Genomic DNA, 23576 nt, shown 5'->3' with positions numbered 1-23576 from the left:
ATTAATAAACTAATTTAAAAAGAAGCTAAGGTTTACAGATTTTAGAAATCTGCGTCAAAGCTAATCTTGCTATCTTCTTCTTTATTTTTATTCATGACGCCAGCCTTTTGGTATTCTCCAACTCTTTTTTCGAAGAAGTTGGTTTTCCCTTGAAGCGAAATCATATCCATAAAGTCAAACGGATTTGCCGTTCCATATTCTTTGTCGCAACCAAGTTCGAAAAGCAACCTGTCTGCTACGAACTCAAGGTATTGTGTCATAAGATTAGAATTCATACCAATAAGGCTTACTGGAAGAGATTCTGTAACAAATTCTCGTTCAATAGTTAAAGCATCCACGATGATGGCTCTAATACGTTCTTTAGGAACTTGATTGACTAAATGTTCGTTATGCAAGTGCACTGCAAAATCACAATGAACCCCTTCATCTCTAGAAATCAATTCGTTAGAAAAGGTAAGACCTGGCATCAAACCACGTTTCTTTAACCAGAAGATTGAACAAAAAGCACCAGAGAAAAAGATGCCTTCTACAGCTGCAAAAGCAATAAGACGCTCAGCAAACGAATCGGATTCGATCCATTGTAAAGCCCAGTCTGCTTTCTTTTTGATAGCAGGGAAATTCTCAATAGCTTTAAAGAGCAGATCCTTTTCTTTATCGTCATCGACATAGGTATCTATCAAAAGCGAATAGGTTTCTGAGTGGATATTTTCCACCATGATTTGGAAACCGTAGAAAAATTTTGCTTCTGTATATTGAACTTCATTCACAAAGTTTTCAGCAAGATTTTCGTTGACGATTCCATCGGAAGCAGCAAAAAAAGCAAGAATATGTTTAATGAAATATTGCTCGTCTTTGCTCAGTTTAGTTTTCCAATCGGTGATGTCTTGTTGGAGATCTATTTCCTCTGCCGTCCAGAAGCTCGCCTCACATTTTTTGTACCATTCCCATATGTCGGGGTGTGTGATGGGGAAGAGGACAAATCTATTTTTGTTTTCTTCTAAAATAGGTTCTATTTGCGCCATAGGTTAATGATTTTGAGAGGTTTAGTATTTGAAATTATTCTTAACAAAGATCAAAATAATTCATTTAAATTTCTTTGGATTCAGTCGAAAGTTATCCACAAAGTTATCCACAATTGATCTAGCTCCTGTAAACTAAAGGATTGCGATCTTAATGAAACAAACTTTAAGACTTGTTCAATTTAATCTTGGAAAGGTTAATAGCAAATCTTAGGTATTTATTCATCCTATTGTTTGATCCAATTCTGCATATTAGATCTTCTCCAAATTTTCGAATAAAGGCGTTTTTGATAAATTTATAAACAGACATTTCAAGTCTTTTGCTTAAAGTACAAGCATCACTACAAATACTCCAGCGATCGTAATTAACCGTATGAAATTCGGATAAATATTGAAGTCTTCCCCTTTTAAATGTTAGTTACATTTAATCAATAAAAAAATGAGATGATATTTCCTAAAGCAGAATGTTGACATAAATTTGATTCTCTCTTGATCTGATTTTTTCAGTTAATTTATTTTGAGATATTATAAATTTAATTTGGTATCAGTAAGCTTCTTTGGATTCAGTCGAAAAGTATCCACAAGAGGCCTATCTCTAAAAGACTAAAGGATTAGAACCTTAAAAAAATAAACTTTAAGACTGGTTGAATTTAATTTTGAAAAGTTTAATGGTAAATTTTAAGTGTTTATTCCTTCTATCGCTTGCTCCAATTCTGCATACCAATCTTCTCCAAATTTTCGAATCAAGGCGTTTTTGGTGAATTTATAAACCGGCATTTCAAGGCTTTTGCCTAAAGTACAAGCATCACTACAAATACTCCAGCGATCGTAATTAACGGCATGAAGTTCTGATAATTTTTGAACACGAATGGGATAGAGTTCACAAGAAACCGGTTTTTTGAAGTCGGTTTCACCTGCGCGATAAGCTGTCTCAATGCCGCAGAGTGCTGTACCATTTTCTGCAAAATTGACGTAAGCACACTCTTTACCTCCAACTAAGGGGGTCTCTGGTTCGCCAAAATCTGACATGACATGAGTGCCTTGAGCTTCTATAGCGGCAATGCCTTCAGGTCTTAAAAAGGGTTTTACTTTTGGATAGATCGTTTCTAAAATATTAAGCTCTTCGGGATCTAACGGAGCTCCTGAATCTCCTGAAACGCAACATTCTCCTTTGCAAGCCGATAGGTTGCAAGCAAATTCATTGTCAATAATTGCTTCAGAAACAAGTGTTTTTCCTATTTGAATCATAGCTGCAAATCTAATTAAATATTTAGTGCATTTGAGTTCTGCCTTATAGAATTAAAGGCAAAGGGTTTAAAAAGTAAATTTAACTTAAATTTGATATTTCAGATACTTTGTGAGTATTGATATTCCTTTAAGCAGAATTACTTTTGCAAAAATTTTGAGAAACTTATTATGTTTGATTTAAAACAAATTTTTACCGCTGGCATGATTCTTTTTGCAGTTATAGATATTGTGGGAAGTATTCCAATTATTGTAGACTTAAGGAAAAAAGTGGGTCATATACAAAGCGAAAAAGCATCTATAGTTGCTTGTATTTTGATGATTGCTTTTCTATTTGTTGGGGAGACCATTCTCAACCTTATTGGCATAGACGTGAACTCGTTTGCCGTAGCAGGAGCCTTCATTATTTTCTTCTTGGCCATGGAAATGATTCTAGGCATTCAACTTTATAAAGATGATGCTCCAGAAACTGCCGCTATAGTTCCTCTAGCTTTTCCTCTTATTGCTGGGGCTGGAACAATGACCTCCATATTGTCTTTGAAGTCTGAATTTGATACCCCTAATATTATTGTAGCCATAATATTGAACATTATCGTGGTTTATGCAGTCTTAAAGTCTTCTAAAAAAATTGAGAAACTTTTCGGAAAACAAGGGATTTCTGTCATCAGGAAGATATTTGGTGTAATTTTGTTAGCTATAGCGGTGAAGTTATTCGCCACTAATATTCAGAGTTTATTCAATTAACAGTTATGAAGTATTTTATTTATTTCCTTATTCTCTCTGCCATAGGTCTTTTAATTTTTAGTGGGTCATTGGTCAATACAAATGACCTAGTAGGAGATCAAAAAAGTTTTACAGGAGTTTTAGGTATATTAGTCTGCCTGTGTATTTTAGTCCTTTTATGTATACTCCTGCTTTCAAGAAAACTGAAAGAGAGATACGAGGCTTAATAGATTAATTTAAAGTCATTTAACGAAAAAACGCCTCAGACCAATTAAAGTTTGAGGCGTTTTTCATGGTTAAAAAAACATACAGCTCTATTTTTCCTTAACTTCTATACGATTATCATCAGAATCGGTATCTATAAGTTTATTGAAAGGGTCAATCCCAACTTCTAAGGGTTTTGAGTCCACAATAATGCTAAAAGTAGTGTTGATTTCAGATATCATATGCTTTCTAAGGTAGAGTACAGTTTCCTTTCTGACATCGTCTAGACTTTCATCAGATTTTCCAAAAACGCCAACTTCTATATAATCCTTGAGAGGTAGAGATTCTAGATTTTCGTCATCCGTTTCCAAAACTAACCCCTCACCTTCAGCATCACTAAACTCCTTTTCCCCCTTTTCTGAAGATCTGTATTTTTGGACATTTACATCAAAATTGACCTTATATTGACCGTTTTCAAGAACTTCGTAGGTTGCTTTAAGGGCATGGTTATCGTAAAGTGTGATAGTTTCAAACATATCTTTTATCAAATACTGGAGAGAATCTGGGGTTTGAGATTTCAGAATATTTACAAATTCTACTGAAGTTGTGTACGGTGGCTCCTGAAATGCGACTTGATCTACATAGGTTTTCAAGATGTTATTCATTTTCTTTTCACCCAAATAATCACTCATAGCATAAAGCACTAGCGACCCTTTATTGTAATGGATATATTGTTGATTTTCATTATACATCAAAGGCAATTCTTTTTGACTTTCGAAACGGCGACCTCTAAGGTATTTATCCAAAGCGTCTTTCAAAAACACTCGCATCTGTTCTTTGCCATATTCCTTCTCTAGAACTTTTAACGAACTATATTCAGACATACTTTCAGAAAGTAAAGTTGCCCCACGTACATTGGCGCCAATCACCTGATGTGCCCACCATTGGTGAGCCACTTCGTGTGCGGTCACACTAAACGGGTAATCCACACTTTCATTATCTTCATCATCAACTTTGGCTATAAAACCAATCGCTTCTGAATAGGGAACCGTGTTGGCAAAGGATTGAGCAAACGATCCTGAGGTAAGTGGAAATTCCAAAATGCGAAGTTGTTTGAATTGGTATGGACTGAAATTTTCTGAATAATAAGCGAGAGATTTCTTGGTCGCATTCACCATCCTTTCAATGTTATAATCGTGGGGTTTATGATAAAACACTTGGATGTTCACATCGTTCCAGCGGTCTTCGTAAACTTCGTATTCTGCAGAATTAAAGGCGTAGAAATTTAATATTTTCTTGTCCATTTTGTAGTGAAAATATTTTCTGTCGCCTTCCATCCATTCTTTCTGAAGATAGCCCGGCGCAATGGCAATTTGATCTTTAGAGGTAGATACTGTGGTTTCAAAATCTATCCAATCTGCATCACTAGAGATATAAGTATTGCCTAAAGCTGTTGAATCATAAGGTGACTTCATTCGTTCTTTAGGCTCTAATCCATACTTTTCTCGGGTTTTATTATTTTGAATTTCTCTATTTTCATTATAGCCAAAACTGGGGAAAATTTGATTATTAATAAACGTCCCATTGGTTCTTACTGGAGAATTCGACGTCAAAATAGTATTGAGTTTATTCTCCATTTCAAAAGTGAATTTCACCTCTTCTCCAGGAGATAAATTTTTATTGAACTTGAATATTTCAAAATCATAAACAGTATCTTTTAACACTACTTTTCCTGCTCTTTCAAAGGCATAAGATTGGGGGTAGTCGTTCATGTTTATGAACACTGAATCTATAGGGCTTTCAGTTTTGTTTTTCAGAATGAACTCCCCTTTTGCCTTGAAATCTCGAGTTTCAGGATATAAATCAAAATCGATATCGACACTTGTAATTCTGGGTTGTGCCAACTCTTTATATTTTGAATATTGGTTTTCAAAATCGACACTTAGCTGTTCTACTTCTTTTCCAGAATAGCGTGTATTGACAACATTATCGGTATAATAAATCCAAGAACCAATACTTATAAATAGAAGCAGACTTAAGGCAACAATAGATTTTTGGAGGGGATTAAAATTCTGCTTTGCCCTCTCTATCCTTTGTTTTACAGAATAAGATATACCTCTACGGTAAAATAATAGGGCCAAAACATACGTCACCGTGGCCAAGGCAAACCAATATAGTCGGTAAATATAAAAGACTTTTAGACTTGTGCCATAACCAACCATATCGGAATAAGTGGCACCAGCATTAGTGTTGAATCTGAAGATGTATTGTTCAATACCAAAACTTGGGAGAAAAGAAAGAAAAATCAATCCTGCCAATAGAGTTATAAAACCTGCGATATGATTTTTGATAAGGACATGAACTAAGAATGCCATAACCGTCCAAGCAAACACTCGTAAGTAATCGACAGCAAAAAATTGAAATAAATACAAGTCAATTTCCAATTTGTAGTAGTCATTATAAATTTGAACGCCAATAGCAATAACCAGAGCTAAAATATAGAAAAACGCTTGCATTTTGAAGATGGCAAGAAATTTGGACAACATAAACGACCAGTTAGGGTAAGGAGTTACATCCACCAATTGGTCCATATTTGTGTTTTGAGCACGATTGATAAGCATGCCTGAAATCAAAAATGTGATAATAATCATAAACCCGCTAATGATTCCAGAAGCCGACTGCATCATTTCTCGCGTCACGGGATAAGTAGAAGTACCATAAATAGGAATACGTTGAGCAAGTGTTATAAAAGTAACCAATACAGTGACGAGTGCAAAAGAAATAAAAACCCAGTTTTTGAAAATGTATTTAGTTTCGAAACGGCTGTGTGTCCAGGCCATTTTCAACCAATGTTTAAACTTATAGGTTTTGCTTACTTCTGGTATTTTAATACGCACTAAACTGCCAAAATTTCTTTTAATGATGCGTTCTGCTTTAGTCTTGAAAAGTTTAAATTGAATAGCCTGCTGGTTGAATTTGAACTTCACATATACAAACACGAAAATTAAAATACTAATAGCTGCCCAAAGCAATCGGTTGTAAAGCAGGTACCCTTCAAAGGGTAAATAATTTGTATTCCTATCAAAAACAGTCCAATATTCCGTTTCAAGTGATAATGCTTGTGCGCCCAAAGGATCAATGAGAGCTGCAAGGGTCTTGTTATCGACATCTGCTGCTAAAGTTTGAGCTAAACCTTGGATAACAATCAATATTAATATGCTAATAAATCCTATGAAAATATTTCTTGAAAACGTAACTACTGCAAATACAACAGCCCCAAAGAAAATAAGGTTAGGTAAAATGATTAATAAAAGGGGTTGTACGTAATTCAGAATATCAAAATCCATGAAAAGTTTTGGATTGGTTCCCGGAAAAATAGTACCGAGATAGAGACCGAAACAAATGAAAAGAATAATCATGATGACGATGCTTAATGCACTCAAAAACTTAGCAAATAGATAATTAAATTTGGTGATCGGGTAAGAATATAACACCTGGTGCATATCGTATTTAAAATCTTTACTCACCGATGCACCAATGATGGAGGGAAGTAAAAAATACAAAAATGCAGCAATGATATTAATCAAACCATTAATTGCTAAAGCAGAATTTTGAAAGGTTGCGGAAGTCGTTGTGACGGTAAAATTATCAAAAAGCCCACCAGATGAGGCCATTAGAATCAAGGCAAAAATAAACATGATGCCCGAATAAATATAGGTAATAGGAGTTCTAAACCAAGTCTTGATTTCGAACTTGAAAATGCTTGAAAACATAAGGATTAAGAGTGTTGGTTAGTGGCTTCAGTTTCGTCTGCTTTAAGGTGTACAAAGTACACATCACTCAAGTCTGGTTCTACTTTTTGAAATTTTTCTCCAGGTTGAGTATCGCCATAAACACGTATATTTAAAGAATTATCTTGGTTATAGTTGGTTGAAATCAAATTGAATTGAGATTCATAAGTTTCCAAATTTTCCCGATCAATGCTAAGGCCCCAAGTTTTATCTTTAAGTTCTGAAACCGCATCAATTGGTTTTTTGTGACTTAGCAATTTACCGCCGTTCAGAATGGCCATATCGGTACACAGCTCTTTTACATCATCTACAATATGCGTAGAAAGGATAACGATATGATTGGTGCCGATTTCTCGTAAAACATTAAGAAAACGATGACGCTCTGCTGGATCCAGACCAGCCGTTGGCTCGTCTACAATAATAAGTTTAGGATTATTCAGTAGTAATTGGGCAATTCCAAAACGCTGTTTCATCCCACCGGAATATCCGGCTACGTGCTTGTTTTTAACACTGGAAAGGTTGGTCACCTCTAGGGCGTAATCCACAATCTTATTTCGTTCTTTTTTACTTGAGATTCCTTTCAATTCAGCAAAATAATGCAAGAGTTTTTCTGCCGACAATTTTGGATACACACCAAAGGATTGTGGCAAATACCCCAAAACTTTACGCAATTCCATTTTCTGATTCAAAATATCAATCTCATCTAAGTGAATTTCACCAGAATCTGGTTGTTGCAATGTAGCGATAGTTCGCATTAAGGTAGATTTTCCAGCCCCATTGGGTCCTAGTAATCCAAACATTCCAGAATTGATTTCTATGGAAATATTATCAAGAGCTTTCACTCCGTTTTTATAGGTTTTGGAGACATTGATGAGTTGAAGTCGATTCATGAGTAGCATTTTAGGAAAAAGAATATTCTTAATTTATTTGTAGGCTTAGTTTTATAGAATCAATAAAATAGTTTTTTTGGTCTTTTTTTAAAATCATAATTTTCTAATTCATATTTAATAAAATCATTAAAATCATTAGGATTGACTTCAAAATATTTTTTTATGTAATTAATTATATCATAGTTAGATTTTCCACAGTTTATAAGCTCAAAGAGCTTGTCCTTACCAAATTTTTTCAAGGTCAATTCACAAATAAATGCACTTAAAGTATATCTCAGTGATGTATCAAAATCTATTACATAATTACCAAAAAAAAACTCTTGATAAATATCAATTTCATTTGAAATTAAATGGGTCTTAAGTTTAAGCAAGTGGTCCTTATATTCCAAACCTTTAGAACCTCCAAATAGTGAAGCAAGTCCTTCGTTCATATAAGGATTTAAATTTTTGAATTTTTCTGTTAAATAAAGATGAACAAGCTCATGAGTATTTATTTCATTATTGTTACCTGAAAAAATTAAACGATCATCTGGAAATGCAATAGAACCATTTTGATTAGAAAAAAACATTGACGATTCAAAATCGTAACCTATTAGTCTCATTAATTCATTATTTGAATTGCAAAGAACAAAATTGAAAGAAATTACATCACTTTCAAAAAAAGTTGAGAGTTTATTATTTATATCGTTGAATTCATCAGCTTTTTCAATATTGATTTTGTAACTATCATCAGTCCAATAAGTCACACGTTTAATTTCTTTTTTTTCCCAATCTTTAATATTATAATCTAAAATGTTTTTTAATAAAAACCTTTCATTTTTCTTAACTACGGATACATTATAAATATATTGTAGAGATCTTGATTTTTCATTATTGTAAAACCAACCTAACTTACAAATAAAATGTTCTGAATTAATTTGTGTAACAGACAATAGACTTGGTTTAAGAACTATGCTTCCAAAATTCTCTAAATTAGAAATTTCAAAAAATGGATATTTGTAAAATGAATTGTCATTTTCGATCCAGAATTCATTACTTAAATAAGAGTCATTTTTGGTATTTAAAAACCCCTCTAATGCATGAATAATTGATTCGAGATCATGTTTATTTTTGAAATTGTACTCGACTGTGTTTTGGATAATTAGAGCATTATCTTCAAGTTCATCAGATTTATTATAAGTTGAACTAGATAACATTAACAAAAAAAGTAAGGAAAGATGACGGATCCTCATAAATTTAAATTATTGATCACCTCTTATTGGAAGCCATGTTGGTATATTATCTCAGCTGGGTTTGGATTAGCAGGTTCATCATGACACGTATTTTCAGTGCCGCCTGAAATTGAATTTAACAAATCTTCTGTTGCAATTTGATCCGCTCTTTAGCTAAAAACCCTTAGAATTAATTTACTTATTTTTCTTTGTTAAAGTTAAAATTAATTCTTGAATATCTATTTAAATATAGAGCATAAAAACCCAGAATAATGATTTGCTATTTGTAAAAAATTATATTTTTTTGCAACAAATCTTAATTATGAAATAACAAAAGCTCCTCCAAGCCAAAAAACAAAAGGGAATAACACAGAAAAAAATTGCAGAATTGCTTTGTATGGATGTATCCAAATACAATCGTAAAGAAAAAGGGAAATTGTCCATGAGGCATGAAGAATGGGAGAAAATAGCCGAATATTTGGGCGTACCTATAGAAGAAATCTATGAGGCGGATCAGCAGCAAGTTATTATCTGCAAAGACCAAGCTGTTGGGATTGGTGTCAACAACGGAACTAATAATGTTTATACTATTCCAGAATTTATACTTGATTCCCAGCGGGAGTATATTCAGAAACTAGAGGAGGAGATTAAAAGCCTCAGATCAAAAAAATTAAAGATAATTTCTTCTTTAGCTTTAGTCTTAAATTCATTTTCATAAAATCCTAAAGGCTTAAAATATAAATAGTGAGCTAGACCTTACAAATCAGAATCGTCGGTTTCTCCATCATACTGTGTATCTTGTGTCCTAGCATCGTAGCCTATTTCCCGTAAATATCTTGAGAAGATATCGGTGTAACCGTGTGTACAAATCACTTTTTCACACTCAGTTGCTTTAATGCTGTTGAGTAAGCCATCCCAATCGCAATGGTCGCTCATCACAAAACCTTTATCAATAGCCCGTCGTCTTCTAGCTCCCCTAAAAGTCATCCAACCGCTAGCCGATGCAGTGACATAGGGGACCATTTTCCGAATCCAAGTTCCTCCATGAGCGCTGGGTGGCGCAAGAACCAAATTTCCATTCAGTTCCTTTTTGGTGGTTTCTCGTGTGATAAGTTTAGTTTCAGGAAAATCTACACGTGTTCTTAGCACATTTGTCATATTTTCAATAGCACCATGGGTATAGATGTCTCCAATGTTAGTATCGAGATGTTTTAAAAGCCGCTGTGCTTTCCCAAGGGAATAGCCAAAAAGGACAGAGGTGCGTCCATCAGCTTTATTGCTTTGCCACCATTCATTGATTTCTGCCATTACCTCCGCTTGAGGTTTCCACTTAAAGGCAGGTAAACCAAAAGTACATTCAGTAATAAAGGTGTGGCATTTTACGGGGTCGTAGGGTGTGCAAACCCCATCGGCTTCATCTTTATAATCGCCTGTAAACACCCAGACTTCTCCTTGGTGCTCCACGCGTATTTGTGAACTTCCAATGACATGTCCTGCGGGATGTAAACTGAATTTTACATTATTGATGGTAAAGCTTTCCCCATATGCTTTGCCCATTACATCTATTTCTCCTAGACGATGTTTCATAATAGGGATGTTATCGTGATGGGTAATATATTTTTTATTACCCCAGCGAGAATGGTCGGCATGGCCATGAGAAATAATAGCTTTATCTACTTTTCTCCAAGGGTCAAGGTACACATCTGCCTTGGCGCAGTAAATTCCATTTTGATTGAATGCTAATAAGGGTTCTTGCATAAGGGACATCTAAGCCTGATTTTACTCCTCAATAAGGTGGATATTTCCGCCGAGTTTAACGTTTTGGCTTATGGAAGAAGGACTCCCATAAATATCAATACTACCTCCAGCAGTCACATTAGCGCTACAACTATCGGTAGAGAATACGATCGCTTCTCCCCCATAGCTTACACTTATACTCGTGTTTTCAGTTTCGAGATTCTTACCATCATAAGAGGCTCCTGTTTTTAAACTTATATTTTGGTTATTAGCAAACCCAACTAAACTAACGCTAGCACCAGTTACTGTTCTTACAGCTAAATTTTTAACTTCAATTACACCGCCAATATAACTCCCTTCAGAGGCAATAAGACTCAGTTCCTCTTGCTGAACTTTGTTCTTAAATTCTACTTCAGAACCACTTCTTGCCTTCAATTCTTCAACTTTACGGGTATAGACCGTCACTAAAATTTCGGCTTCAGAAAAGAGTTGACCAACCGGTAAACTCAATTCCAATTCACCATTTTTAATATCAACATTTACATTGTCTTTTTCAGAGCCTTTTATATCGATTTTGCTTTCGTCTGAATTGGTGATGATTTCAACAAAAAGTCCAGTAGAGACTTTGATTTTTGTAAACTCTTCCCCTGGTGAAATAGATTTTACCTGTGAAAAGGCAGAAGATCCAAGGATAAGAAATAAGCAGGCTATAAAATTGATTTTAACTTTCATGAGTGTTTTTTTAAGTGCAGATCAAAAATACTAGAATCTGTTTTACTATGGCATTAATTTTTACCCAAAACTTGGGCGTCTGTATTTTTATGGTTTAAGTATATTTGACCCAGAATTATTTTTGCATGAAACTTCCCGAAGGAAAAAAGATTTACTTTTCTAGCGATAATCACCTCGGTGCGCCAACGCATTTAGAAAGTCTAAAGCGAGAGAAAGTTTTTGTCTCTTGGCTAGATCACATTAAAAGTGATGCTCATGCTATCTTTTTGTTAGGAGATCTTTTCGATTTCTGGTTCGAATACCGAGAAGTGGTTCCCAAAGGCTTTGTTAGAACACTTGGTAAGCTTGCTGAGCTTAGTGATGCTGGAGTAGAGATTTACTTTTTTGTAGGAAACCACGACCTATGGATGAAAGATTATTTTGAAAAAGAGCTTAACATACCTGTTTTTTATAAACCACAAGTGTTTGAAATAAATTCAGCTGTCTTTTTTATGGGTCACGGAGATGGCTTGGGCCCAGGGGATTTAGGATATAAACGAATGAAGAAAGTATTTACCCACCCTGTTTCGAAATGGCTCTTCAAATGGCTACATCCGGATTTAGGAGTGCGATTGGCCAGACACCTTTCGGTGAAAAATAAACTTATTTCTGGAGATGAAGATGCGAATTTTTTAGGGGAAAAGAACGAATGGTTAGCTCAGTATTGTAAGCGTAAGCTTTTATCTTCTCATTATGATTACTTTGTATTTGGGCACAGACACTTACCTATGGAAATCGAAGTTGGAAAGGCTTCCCTGTACATTAATTTAGGAGACTGGATTTCTCACTATACTTATGGAGTGTTTGATGGAAAAGAATTTACATTAAAGAAATTCAATTAAAAAGCCCTGAATACAAAGTAAACAGGGTTTATAATCTATATTAAAAAGGTCTATTTATTTAATAGACTTAGACTCTTTTTTAGTCTCACTATCATCATCTTCTTCCTTCGATGCGTCTTTAAATTCCTTAATTCCGCTCCCTAGTCCTCTCATCAATTCTGGTATTTTCTTTCCGCCAAACAACAGTAAAATCGCAATACCAATAATGACCCATTGCCATGGTCCCACCATTCCCATTATTACATTAAGTGCATTAAGTGCATTCATAACTTTGAAATTTAATTCAAAATTAGTGATAAAAATCTAAACCAAAGGTTTGTGATTCTAAAACCTACATAAATTAACTTTATTCTATCTTTGTACGAGTTAAAATACTATGAGTTCACCTAAAAAAGATAAACGAAAAGTTAAGCAAAAACTACTTCATAAGTATCGTTTAGTCATATTGAATGAAGATACTTTTGAAGAGAGGCTGTCATTTCAATTGTCTAAATTAAACGTAATCATCTTAACAGCAATATCAACTTTATTATTGATCTCTGGAACAGCTCTTCTAATTGCTTTTACACCAATAAGAGAGTTTATTCCTGGATATTCTTCGACAGCTTTAAAAAACAAAGCCACACGGTTAACGATTACGGTAGATTCTTTAATGGCAGATGTAGAAATAAATGATATCTATTTTAAGTCGATACGCAATATGCTAACTGGGCAATTGGATTCATTAAGTGCAAAAGACGCCTATTCTATAAACGACATAGAACCTGTAGATGCTGAAACAGTAAATATATACGCTTCCCAACAGGATTCCATTTTACGAGAAAAAGTAGAACAGGAAGATAAATACAGTCTTTTAGAAAGAGCAACTTTTAATGCAAATTTTACGCTTTTCCCTCCAGTTTCTGGTCAAATTTCAGAAGAATATAATGCCGATGCTAAGCACTATGCCGTAGATATTGTTACTAAAAAAGATGAACCTGTAAAAGCGACTCTAGATGGTACAGTTATTTTTTCAGAATGGTCTGTTGAAACTGGTTATGTGATTATTATTGAACACAGCCGAGGATTAATATCTGTATATAAACACAATAACTCGCTGTTGAAAAGTCAAGGCGATTTGGTAACTGCAGGAGAAGTGATCGCTGTAGTTGGGGACACAGGAGAATTTTCTTATGGTCCTCACTTACATTTTGAACTTTGGGTAGATGGATATCCTGTCAACCCATCCGATTACATAAATTTTGAATAAGAGCTTATGCCCATTAAATCTATAGCCGCAAAAATATTTGCTAAATACATTACATCACAAATTAAAAGTTGGTCTTCTCAACCCCTAGAGACTCAGCGTAAAGTTTTCAAAAGCCTCGTGAAAGAAGGTCGCAAAACCAAATTTGGAAAAGATCACCGATTCGATGAGATCGAAACCTTCGAAGATTTTTTTGAGCGTATACCCATTCAAGATTATGAAGGATTAAAACCTTATATTGACCAAGTCGTCGACGGTCAAGAAGATATCTTATGGCCAGGTAAGCCTCTATACTTTGCAAAAACTTCTGGAACTACAAGCGGGGCTAAATATATACCTTTAACCAAAGAATCTATCCCAACCCATACCAGCGCTGCTAGAAATGCCATATTATCTTATATTGCAGAAACTGGTAACTCTAGTTTTGTAGATGGTAAAATGATTTTTTTGCAAGGGAGTCCTGAGTTAAAAGAAAAAAACGGAATTTTCTTTGGAAGACTGTCTGGGATTGTCGCTCATTTTGTCCCCAATTATCTTCAGAAAAACAGATTGCCAAATTGGGAAACCAATTGTATAGAAGATTGGGACAAAAAAATAAGCGAAATCGTAGAGGAAACCTATACCCAAGACATGACCATCATTAGTGGTATTCCATCTTGGGTACAGATTTATTTTGAAAAACTAAAAGATAAAACTGGAAAGTCTATTTCAGAACTCTTTCCTAATCTTGAGCTATTTATTTATGGGGGTGTAAATTATGAACCCTACCGTTCAAAATTTGAAAATCTAATAGGAGGTTCAGTTAATAGTATAGAACTTTATCCTGCCTCTGAAGGTTTCTTTGCTTTTCAAGACTCTCAAACAGCAGATGGGATGCTTCTTCAGTTAAACTCATGTATATTTTATGAATTCATCAAGGCTGATGAATTTTTTGAGGAGACTCCTGAAATACTAACAATCGGAGATGTGAAAGTCGATGTAAATTATGTGATGATTATCTCTACCAATGCAGGCTTATGGAGGTATAATGTCGGAGACACAGTCATGTTTACCAATACACACCCTTATCGACTAAAAGTTTCTGGTAGAATTAAGCATTACACTTCTGCTTTTGGAGAACATGTAATTGCTCAAGAAGTAGAGCAGGCTATTATTAAAGCCTCCGAAGAATTCGAGGCCCAAATTAATGAATTCACAGTCGCTCCACAAATTACTCCAAAAGAAGGATTACCTTATCACGAATGGTTGATTGAATTTCAAAAGGAACCCATAAACATGGAAGCTTTTAGACAGAAGATGGATGATCTGCTTCAACAACAAAATGCGTATTATCATGACCTTATAAAGGGTAATATATTGAAAACTTTAGTGATTACTAAGGTTCAAAAAGACGGGTTTCAAAATTATATGAAATCCATTGGAAAGCTCGGAGGACAAAATAAATTACCACGGCTGTCTAACGATAGAAAAATAGCAGACGAATTATATAAGCAGCTGATAAAACAATAAATTGATATGACAGAACCTTTTAATATAGGAAGAAACAGAGCCCAAGAAAGTACAAATGCTATAGAGCGAATGTACATTACAATGAGACACCTCTTTATTAGAGGTTTTTATAAACCAATGGGAGTCTCTGGAGAAACTTTGCGAGAAGCATTGTTGACTTTGCGACCAGAAATTTATGGGGCAATCGCAGAGTCTAAGGTCGAATTAAGTGGTCTTCAATATATCATTGAACGACTTCCAGAAGGAATTGAAGAGTGTAGTTTTATCAACTTAACTAGTGATGAAGGCTACTCTAACTCTCACTTTAAAGCTATTATTCCGCCTAAGAGGCGAAGGAATTGCTATAGGATAGATGAGGAACAGATGAACATCGAGATTACTAGGGGTCGCTCTGAGATTTATGATATCTTGACCCACCTTACTTTTATGTTCATAGAATCTCATAAAATCATGAGAAATGTGGTGATTAACGAAGCAGGTCATACTTCTAGAGACTGGGAAAAACTAAGTGCAGCAGTCTTAAAGGAAGTGGAGTTGAGCCAGCATGAAAGAGAGATTGCCATTACGCATACCGCTAATATTTTGGGACGAACTTTTGCAGAAATTACTCAGGTTTACGATAGGTTTGCTACCAAAGACAATCCTGACAAATTCCTACATCTTATCTATAATTTAGGGAAGCTTGCCATTCGTGAAATTATTCATGGAGACAAGCGAGTTATCACCTTCAGTCCTGTTGTAAGGGAGCGTTTAGGACATCATATTCATGGAGAGGTCTGGGCCAATAACATCAAAAAAACGCTACATAAGCACGATTTAATTCACAGGAAATTACACATCGTTAGTGCTAATATGCACAGTGTGATGAACACCCTCTTTTCTCCATTGGCGTTAAAAGACTTACTCAAGGAAAAGTCTGCTTTTGAGGTCTATGAAGAGTTAAGTAATGCTAAAAATAAAACTTTAAGACATACAGTTACTAAAAAAGCAAAAGAAGAAGGCATGATTGTTTTGGATGATGAAAGCGGTACAAATATCGATGTCCAAATTTTTGATCTTGCAAAGTTGAGCCATTATAAAGGCAACACAAAACTTAATGCTAATGAAGAAGCTCCTGTTATCATTGTTATGGATTACGCTTTTGGAGAGCAAGCATACGAAACTATGGACGAGCTTCTGAAACCTTATAAAGACGAGGAAAAACCAGTCGATATGAATGTGGATTCCATATCCATTATGGGAAAGGCAGGGATTTTGGAAGGTGGAAAAGGAGATTTGATGATTCCAGATGCTCACTTATTTGAAGGGACGGCAGATAACTATCCCTTCTATAACGAATTGACCAAATCGGACTTTGAAGACCAAGGCTTGAGAGTCTATGATGGTTCTATGGTGACTGTGCTCGGAACTTCACTTCAAAATAGAGATTTATTGAAGTTTTTCCACGACTCTACTTGGAACGTCATTGGCCTAGAAATGGAAGGTGCGCATTACCAAAAAGCGATTCAAGCGGCGTCCAGACTAAGAGGAAACATTTCACCTAAAGTAAAATTACGCTATGCTTACTATGCCAGTGATAATCCTCTAGAAACAGGAAGTACACTAGCTTCTGGCGGGTTAGGTACAGCAGGAGTAAAACCCACTTATTTAATCACTGAAAAAATTCTTGAGCAAATTATAGATGATGCTATTCAAAATTTGAAATAAGGACATATGACAACTATCCTAGTTACAGGAGGGGCGGGATTTATAGGGTCTAATTTTTTAAACCTTTGGGTTCCTGAACAAACATATCATTTTGTTAATTTGGATAAATTGACCTATGCTGGAGACCTTAACAATATAAAGGTTTCCAATTATGATAATTATACCTTTATAGAAGGAGATATCTGTGACACCTCTCTTTTAGAGACTTTATTTAAGGAATATAAGTTTGAAAAGGTAATTCATTTTGCTGCAGAATCTCATGTAGATAATTCGATTTCTAATCCTGATGCTTTTATAAGAACCAATATAACAGGAACCTTCAACCTTCTTCATCAATCTTATGTGTTGTGGATGGAATCTCCTTTCAATTTCAGAAAAGAATTTGAAAAGGCAAGATTTCTTCATGTGTCGACAGATGAAGTCTACGGGACTTTAGAAAATGACGGGAGCTTATTTACAGAAGACACCTCTTATGCACCAAATAGTCCATATAGCGCTTCCAAAGCGTCCTCGGATATGATTGCTAGAAGTTATTTCCATACCTATGGTCTCCCCGTAGTTACAACCAATTGTTCCAATAATTATGGACCTCATCAACATGATGAAAAATTGATCCCAACCATTATTCGAAAGGCTATTCAAAAGCAACCCATTCCTATTTATGGAGATGGAAAAAACATAAGAGACTGGCTTTATGTTGATGACCACTGTAAAGGCATAGACATAGCACTGCATAAAGGGAAACTAGGTGAAACTTATAATATCGGAGGAAAAAATGAACGCCAAAACATCTACATTGCAACCAAAATTAGTGAAATTTTAGATGAATTAAAGCCTCAAAATAAGCCTCATAAGGACTTAATTGAATATGTTACCGACAGGCCTGGTCACGATTTTCGATATGCTATAGATGCTGGTAAAATTGAAAGCAAGTTAGGATGGTGTGCCGATGAAACCTTTGAAAGTGGTATAAAAAAAACAGTCCAGTGGTATCTTGAAAAGTATAACCTACCCTTGAATCTTTAACTTATGAAAGGAATTGTTTTAGCTGGAGGGTCAGGAACTCGACTTCACCCCTTAACGCTCGCAGTAAGTAAGCAACTTATGCCTATTTATGACAAACCGATGATATACTATCCCTTATCAACGCTAATGTCTGCAGGAATACGTGAGATCCTTATCATATCTACACCCAATGATTTACCGCTTTTTAAAAAGCTATTGGGAGACGGTTCTTCTCTAGGATGCAAGTTTGAATATGCTGTTCAAGCCGACCCAAACGGTCTAGCTGAGGCCTTTATCATTGCCGAAGATTTTATAGGTAATGACAAGGTTGCCTTGATTCTGGGGGATAATATTTTTTATGGAACGGGCTTGGATCAACTGCTTCAAGGCAATACCAATCCAGATGGGGGAATTATTTATGCTTACCATGTGCACGATCCAGAACGCTATGGTGTTGTAGATTTTGATACTAATGGCCAAGTGAAGTCTATAGAAGAAAAGCCTAAACATCCAAAATCTAATTATGCGGTGCCTGGGATTTATTTTTATGATAATGACGTGGTTGATATTGCTAAATCTATAACTCCAAGTCATAGAGGAGAACTAGAAATTACAGATGTGAATAACGCTTATCTGGAAAAAGGAAAATTGAATGTTAGTATTTTGGATAAAGGAACCGCATGGTTAGATACAGGAACTTTTAACTCGTTGATGCAAGCCTCACAATTTGTTGAGGTTATAGAGGAACGCCAAGGTCTTAAAATAGGGTCTATAGAAGAAACAGCTTATAAGATGGGTTATATTTCTAAAGATCAACTTAAAAAAATAACAGAACCTTTTCTAAAAAGTGGTTATTCTAAAAATATAAATCCAGAATAAATGATTTGCAAACAAACGCCTTTAAACGATTGTTTTATTATAGAACCCAAGGTTTTTGAAGACGAAAGAGGAAGTTTTTTTGAAACTTTTAATTCTAAAGACTTCAAAAAAAATACAGGCCTAAACATTGTATTTGTTCAAGACAATCAGTCGATCTCCCACTATGGAACTATACGAGGCTTGCATTTTCAAGAAGGAGAATTTGCTCAAGCTAAATTGATAAGAGTCGCTAAAGGAGAGGTTTTAGATGTGGTGGTGGATATGCGCCCAAACTCTTCAACCTACCTCAAACAGTTTAGTTATCTCCTTTCGGGAGAAAACAATCACCAACTGTTTGTCCCCAGGGGATTTGCTCATGGGTTTACTAGCCTTTCTAATGAAGTTGTTTTCGATTATAAATGTGATAATTTTTACAATAAGGCTTCAGAAAGTGGAATAGTTTTCAATGATAAAGCTTTGAATATTGATTGGAAAATTCCTAAAGACGATCAAATTGTTTCTGAAAAAGATCAGAATTTACCTTCACTAGACGCTTATTTAAAGTTATGAAAATACTTGTTACAGGATCCAACGGGCAATTAGGACAATGTCTCCAAAAGCATGCTAAGTCTTTAACTTTATTTGATTTTAAGTTTGAAACCTTAGAGAGCTTAGACCTTACCCAAGAAGAGACCCTGAATCTTTATTTTGAAAAACATCGACCAGATTTTTGTGTTAACTGCGCAGCTTATACCAATGTAGAGGGAGCAGAAGATAATGAAAACTCAGCTTTTCAAGTGAACGCTGAAGCGGTTCATAAGCTCGCTAAATTGTGTGAAAAATTTAAAACTAAACTTATACATATCTCTACAGACTATGTCTTTGACGGTTTAAAAAACCGCCCTTATCATGAGAGCGATAAAGAGAACCCTATCAATGTCTATGGAGCTTCAAAATTTCAGGGAGAAACTCATATTACTTCAACAATGAACACTTATTTTATGTTGAGGACGAGTTGGCTGTACTCAGAATTTGGTCATAACTTTTTCAATACTATATTAAAAAAAGCCGCAAGTCAACATCCCTTAAATATCACTACCGAGCAAATAGGAACACCAACCAATGCCAACGACTTAGCAAAATTTATTCTCCATTTAATCCAAACGGATTCTACAGACTATGGCCTTTACCATTACAGCAATAAAGGGGAAGCCACTTGGTACGATTTTGCAAGATTGATTTTGGAAGAAAAAAACCTTGACCAAGAGATAAGTTTACAAGCCACGTTTTCGTACCCAACAAAGGCAAAAAGACCAAAATTTAGCGTTCTTGATAAGTCTAAAGTCCTATCTACCTTTGCTATAGGAATTCCTCATTGGAGGGAAAGTCTTGTGAATCTTCTTAAGGAAGTGGGTTAAATTTAGGCTTTAGCTACTTCTTTTTGTTCAAAGGGTTGAAGCAAGCCTATAGCTTTATCGACAGTTTTAACGTGTTCAAACGTAAGCAGTAGACGCAAGCCATTTCTAGTTTGCTTTTCCTTCATCTGGCATTGGCGTGGATGCGAGTGTACATAGTGAAGGACACTTCTGAAGCGACTGGAATTATAAAATTCTGAATCTTGATTAGATAGGAAATAACCTATCATTTTACCTTTTTTCAAAATTAATTTTTCAAGTCCAATATTGGCTGCAATCCATTTTAATCTTACACTGTTGATTAGATCCCGAGCTTCTTTTGGCAAATCTCCAAACCGATCTATCAATTCCTTTTCGAAATTGGCAAGCCCATCTTCATCTTGAATAGAATTTAATTTGGTGTATAAATTCAAGCGTTCTTTTATGCTATTGATATAGTTATCTGAGAATAGAATTTCAAAGTCAGTATCGATTTGAGCGTCCTTCACAAACACCTGATCCTCTTCTGCATTTTCTTCATCGTATACAGATTTGAACTCGTTTTCTTTTAATTCTTGAATGGCCTCGTTCAATATTTTCTGATACGTATCAAAACCAATATCCGAAATAAACCCACTTTGCTCACCTCCTAGCAAATCTCCTGCTCCACGGATTTCTAAATCTTTCATAGCGATATTGATGCCGCTCCCCAAATCAGAAAACTGTTCTAAGGCTGAAAGTCGCTTTTTAGCATCATCGGTCATCATCGTTAGGGGTGGAGTGATAAGGTAACAAAACGCTTTTTTATTACTTCTTCCCACACGCCCACGCATTTGGTGTAAATCTGACATGCCGAAATTGTTGGCACTATTAATAAAAATAGTATTGGCGTTGGTAACGTCTAGACCGCTTTCTATAATTGTAGTGGAGACAAGCACATCAAACTCGTTATTCATGAACTGCAACATCAAGTTTTCTAGTTTCTTTCCTTCCATTTGTCCATGTCCAATGCCAATTTTAGCATCAGGAACCAACCGTTGGATAAGTCCAGCAACTTCATTTATGTTTTCAATACGATTATTGATAAAAAAGACTTGCCCACCCCTTTCAATTTCATAGGACACGGCATCTCGGATCTGGTCTTCAGAAAATCGAATGACATGGGTTTCTATAGGATAGCGGTTTGGAGGAGGGGTTTTGATGGTCGATAAATCTCTGGCAGCCATCAGGCTAAACTGAAGGGTTCTTGGTATAGGCGTAGCTGTAAGGGTAAGAGTATCTACATTGGCCTTAATAGTTTTCAATTTATCTTTTACGGCCACCCCAAATTTTTGCTCCTCATCAATGATGAGAAGTCCCAAATTTTTGAACTTTACAGCTTTACTTACGAGTTGGTGAGTACCTATTACAATGTCCACACTACCGTCTTCCAGGCCTTCCAAAACAGATCTACGCTCTTTAGTCGTTCTAAAGCGGTTGAGGTAATCTACCGTGACAGGAAATTCTGACAATCGCTCAGTAAATGTTTTATGATGCTGAAAAGCTAAAATTGTAGTGGGGACCAAAACAGCAACTTGCTTACCATTATCTACAGCCTTAAAAGCTGCACGGATAGCGATTTCTGTTTTCCCAAAACCTACATCCCCACAGACTAGGCGATCCATGGGTTGTTCTTTTTCCATGTCGCTCTTTACATCCTGAGTAGCAATGCCTTGGTCTGGCGTATCTTCATAGATAAAAGAGGCTTCCAGTTCATGTTGTAAATGAGAATCTGGTCCATATTGAAATCCCTTTTCTAACTTTCGTTTGGCATATAATTTTATAAGGTCAAAGGCTACTTTCTTTACTCTAGCTTTGGTCTTATTCTTAAGACTTTTCCAGGCTTTACTTCCTAATTTGTAGACTTGAGGGGCCTTACCATCCTTCCCGTTAAATTTTGAAATTTTGTGTAAAGAATGAATGCTTAAATAGAGAATATCTCGGTCTCCATAAAACAACTTTACAGCTTCTTGGAATTTCCCCTCGACGTCTATTTTCTGTAACCCACCAAATTTTCCAATTCCATGGTCTATATGAGTCACATAATCCCCAATTTCTAAACTGGTTAATTCTTTTAAGGTAATGGCCTGCTTCTTGGCATAGCCATTTTTTAAATGAAATTTATGGTACCGGTCGAAGATTTGGTGGTCTGTGTAGCATACCAATTTATTGGTTTCATCTATAAATCCTTCGTGCATGGAAAGCAGCAAGGTTGTATAGTGGACCTCATCGTCTTGGTCTTCAAAAATATCTTTAAAGCGTTTGGCCTGTTGTTCGCTTGTACAAAGAATACAATTCTCGTAGCCTTTATGATGCTTGTTATTCAAATCCTTTATAAGCAGATCAAACTTTTTATTGAAAGAAGGTTGAGGGCTCGTAGGGTAGATAAAGGTTTGATCGGGTTTTAAAAAAGCTTGTGTCCCAAATTCAACACTTGTAAACTCAAGTAACTGTTTTTTGAGCAGCTCGCCCTTAGAAAATAATTCATTAGGCTCACTGTGTTTTATATCTGTAGAAAGTTTAGAAAAAGCCTTTTCAGCTTTTGAAAACAAATTATCAATAGTTTGCGAAAGGACGTCTACATTTTTAATAAAGACCACCGTGTTATGACTGATATATTCCAAGAAGGTTTGGCGGACTTCATCTAGCTGCACTTTCTCAACATTGGGCATGATGTCGATTCTCTTCTTTTGCTTGGTGGATAATTGGGTTTCCACATCAAATGCACGTATGCTATCGATTTCATCCCCAAAAAACTCTATTCTATAAGGTTCATCATTACTGAATGAAAACACATCTATAATGCCTCCTCTCACAGAAAATTCTCCAGGTTCCGTTACAAAATCGACGCGTTTAAAATTGTATTCAAATAGAACTTCATTAACAAAGTCAATCGATAGTTCATCATTGAGATTTATTTTCAAAACCGTGCGGTCCAGTTCTTTTTTGGTGACTACTTTTTCAAAGATAGCCTCTGGATAAGTTACTATAATGGATGGTTTCTTTCTAGAATTGATTCGGTTAAGAACTTCAGACCTCAGCAGGATATTTGCATTATCGGTTTCCTCAATTTGGTAAGGCCGTCTATAACTTCCAGGGTAAAAAAGAACGTTTTTTTCATCGACGAGTTGCTCGAGGTCGTTGAGATGGTATGCGGCTTCTTCTTTATCGTTAAAGACCAACAAAAAAGGACGTTCAGACTTCAAAAAACTTTCGGATTGCACAAATGAGACCGCCGAACCTATTAAACCTTTGATAAAAATCTGTTTCTTTTCTCCGGACAAAAGAGTTTCGCTTAACTCTTTGATTATGGGACTTTTGGAAAAGTGTTTTTTAATATCAGCTTTTGTCATAGGCGGCTAAGGTACTAGAAAAACTTAAATTT

General features: G+C 35.5%; 19 protein-coding genes and 1 pseudogene. 10 read left to right on the top strand and 10 right to left on the bottom strand.

Going from position 1 to position 23576, the window contains the following annotated elements; genetic code table 11:
• Nucleotides 1-41: 41 nt before the first annotated feature.
• The 3 genes from P700755_RS09325 to P700755_RS09320 form a co-directional block, all read right to left on the bottom strand.
• Nucleotides 42-1022, bottom strand: a complete 981-nt coding sequence (locus P700755_RS09325) for a ribonucleotide-diphosphate reductase subunit beta (RefSeq protein ID WP_015024420.1) — start codon at nucleotides 1020-1022, stop codon at nucleotides 42-44.
• 163 nt (nucleotides 1023-1185) lie between these two features.
• On the bottom strand, nucleotides 1186-1368 hold the full coding sequence (locus P700755_RS19310) for a hypothetical protein (RefSeq protein WP_425357620.1): 183 nt from the start codon (nucleotides 1366-1368) through the stop codon (nucleotides 1186-1188).
• A 329-nt stretch (nucleotides 1369-1697) separates the two neighbouring features.
• A complete protein-coding gene (locus P700755_RS09320) occupies nucleotides 1698-2267 on the bottom strand; it encodes a DUF3109 family protein (protein WP_015024419.1) in 570 nt (189 codons plus the stop codon).
• Nucleotides 2268-2435: 168 nt separating this feature from the next.
• Between P700755_RS09320 and P700755_RS09315 the strand changes: the two genes are divergently transcribed.
• Nucleotides 2436-3008 (top strand): MarC family protein, encoded by a 573-nt coding sequence (locus P700755_RS09315; RefSeq protein WP_015024418.1) that lies wholly within the window; start codon nucleotides 2436-2438, stop codon nucleotides 3006-3008.
• A gap of 293 nt (nucleotides 3009-3301) precedes the next feature.
• Here the strand turns inward: P700755_RS09315 and P700755_RS09310 are convergent, their stop codons facing one another.
• The 3 genes from P700755_RS09310 to P700755_RS09300 are packed head-to-tail and all read right to left on the bottom strand — an operon-like array spanning nucleotide 3302 to nucleotide 9068.
• Nucleotides 3302-6964, bottom strand: a complete 3663-nt coding sequence (locus tag P700755_RS09310; protein ID WP_015024416.1) for an ABC transporter permease/M1 family aminopeptidase — start codon at nucleotides 6962-6964, stop codon at nucleotides 3302-3304.
• Nucleotides 6965-6969: 5 nt separating this feature from the next.
• A complete protein-coding gene (locus tag P700755_RS09305) occupies nucleotides 6970-7872 on the bottom strand; it encodes an ABC transporter ATP-binding protein (protein WP_015024415.1) in 903 nt (300 codons plus the stop codon).
• A 59-nt stretch (nucleotides 7873-7931) separates the two neighbouring features.
• Nucleotides 7932-9068: a hypothetical protein gene (locus P700755_RS09300; protein ID WP_041758287.1), complete on the bottom strand. Its 1137-nt coding sequence runs from the start codon at nucleotides 9066-9068 to the stop codon at nucleotides 7932-7934.
• A gap of 370 nt (nucleotides 9069-9438) precedes the next feature.
• On the opposite strand from P700755_RS09300, the pseudogene P700755_RS09295 reads away from it, so the two are divergent.
• Nucleotides 9439-9801: pseudogene (locus P700755_RS09295) on the top strand (helix-turn-helix transcriptional regulator); the annotation flags it as partial.
• A 38-nt stretch (nucleotides 9802-9839) separates the two neighbouring features.
• Here the strand turns inward: P700755_RS09295 and P700755_RS09290 are convergent.
• Nucleotides 9840-10841, bottom strand: coding sequence for a ligase-associated DNA damage response exonuclease (locus P700755_RS09290; RefSeq protein ID WP_041758735.1), 1002 nt, complete (start codon nucleotides 10839-10841; stop codon nucleotides 9840-9842).
• A gap of 21 nt (nucleotides 10842-10862) precedes the next feature.
• Complete coding sequence (locus P700755_RS09285; RefSeq protein ID WP_015024411.1) at nucleotides 10863-11552, bottom strand: head GIN domain-containing protein; 690 nt, start codon at nucleotides 11550-11552, stop codon at nucleotides 10863-10865.
• Nucleotides 11553-11677: 125 nt separating this feature from the next.
• On the opposite strand from P700755_RS09285, the gene P700755_RS09280 reads away from it, so the two are divergent.
• On the top strand, nucleotides 11678-12433 hold the full coding sequence (locus P700755_RS09280; RefSeq protein WP_015024410.1) for a UDP-2,3-diacylglucosamine diphosphatase: 756 nt from the start codon (nucleotides 11678-11680) through the stop codon (nucleotides 12431-12433).
• A 54-nt stretch (nucleotides 12434-12487) separates the two neighbouring features.
• On the opposite strand, the gene P700755_RS09275 is transcribed toward P700755_RS09280, so the two are convergent.
• Nucleotides 12488-12700 (bottom strand): Sec-independent protein translocase subunit TatA/TatB, encoded by a 213-nt coding sequence (locus P700755_RS09275; protein WP_015024409.1) that lies wholly within the window; start codon nucleotides 12698-12700, stop codon nucleotides 12488-12490.
• A 109-nt stretch (nucleotides 12701-12809) separates the two neighbouring features.
• On the opposite strand from P700755_RS09275, the gene P700755_RS09270 reads away from it, so the two are divergent.
• Genes P700755_RS09270 through rfbD form a run of 7 tightly spaced genes read left to right on the top strand, consistent with a single transcriptional unit; the run spans nucleotide 12810 to nucleotide 20176 of the window.
• A complete protein-coding gene (locus tag P700755_RS09270) occupies nucleotides 12810-13682 on the top strand; it encodes a M23 family metallopeptidase (RefSeq protein WP_015024408.1) in 873 nt (290 codons plus the stop codon).
• 6 nt (nucleotides 13683-13688) lie between these two features.
• Entirely contained in the window at nucleotides 13689-15188 is a 1500-nt protein-coding gene (locus tag P700755_RS09265; RefSeq protein WP_015024407.1) for a GH3 auxin-responsive promoter family protein, read from the top strand.
• A 6-nt stretch (nucleotides 15189-15194) separates the two neighbouring features.
• Nucleotides 15195-16895 (top strand): DUF6909 family protein, encoded by a 1701-nt coding sequence (locus tag P700755_RS09260; RefSeq protein ID WP_015024406.1) that lies wholly within the window; start codon nucleotides 15195-15197, stop codon nucleotides 16893-16895.
• 6 nt (nucleotides 16896-16901) lie between these two features.
• Nucleotides 16902-17921: a dTDP-glucose 4,6-dehydratase gene (rfbB, locus tag P700755_RS09255; RefSeq protein ID WP_015024405.1), complete on the top strand. Its 1020-nt coding sequence runs from the start codon at nucleotides 16902-16904 to the stop codon at nucleotides 17919-17921.
• Nucleotides 17922-17924: 3 nt separating this feature from the next.
• Nucleotides 17925-18779: a glucose-1-phosphate thymidylyltransferase RfbA gene (gene rfbA / locus P700755_RS09250; protein ID WP_015024404.1), complete on the top strand. Its 855-nt coding sequence runs from the start codon at nucleotides 17925-17927 to the stop codon at nucleotides 18777-18779.
• Entirely contained in the window at nucleotides 18780-19328 is a 549-nt protein-coding gene (gene rfbC, locus P700755_RS09245) for a dTDP-4-dehydrorhamnose 3,5-epimerase (protein WP_015024403.1), read from the top strand.
• Nucleotides 19325-20176: a dTDP-4-dehydrorhamnose reductase gene (rfbD, locus tag P700755_RS09240; RefSeq protein WP_015024402.1), complete on the top strand. Its 852-nt coding sequence runs from the start codon at nucleotides 19325-19327 to the stop codon at nucleotides 20174-20176. The genes rfbC and rfbD overlap by 4 nt, the downstream gene beginning before the upstream one ends.
• Before the next feature lie 2 nt (nucleotides 20177-20178).
• Here rfbD and mfd read toward each other — a convergent pair whose 3' ends face one another.
• Nucleotides 20179-23544, bottom strand: coding sequence for a transcription-repair coupling factor (gene mfd, locus P700755_RS09235; protein ID WP_015024401.1), 3366 nt, complete (start codon nucleotides 23542-23544; stop codon nucleotides 20179-20181).
• Nucleotides 23545-23576: the final 32 nt, after the last annotated feature.

The sequence above is a fragment of the Psychroflexus torquis ATCC 700755 genome, from assembly GCF_000153485.2.
In the GTDB taxonomy this organism is placed as follows: Bacteria; Bacteroidota; Bacteroidia; order Flavobacteriales; family Flavobacteriaceae; genus Psychroflexus; species Psychroflexus torquis.
This window is presented reverse-complemented; position numbering and strand designations above follow the sequence as displayed.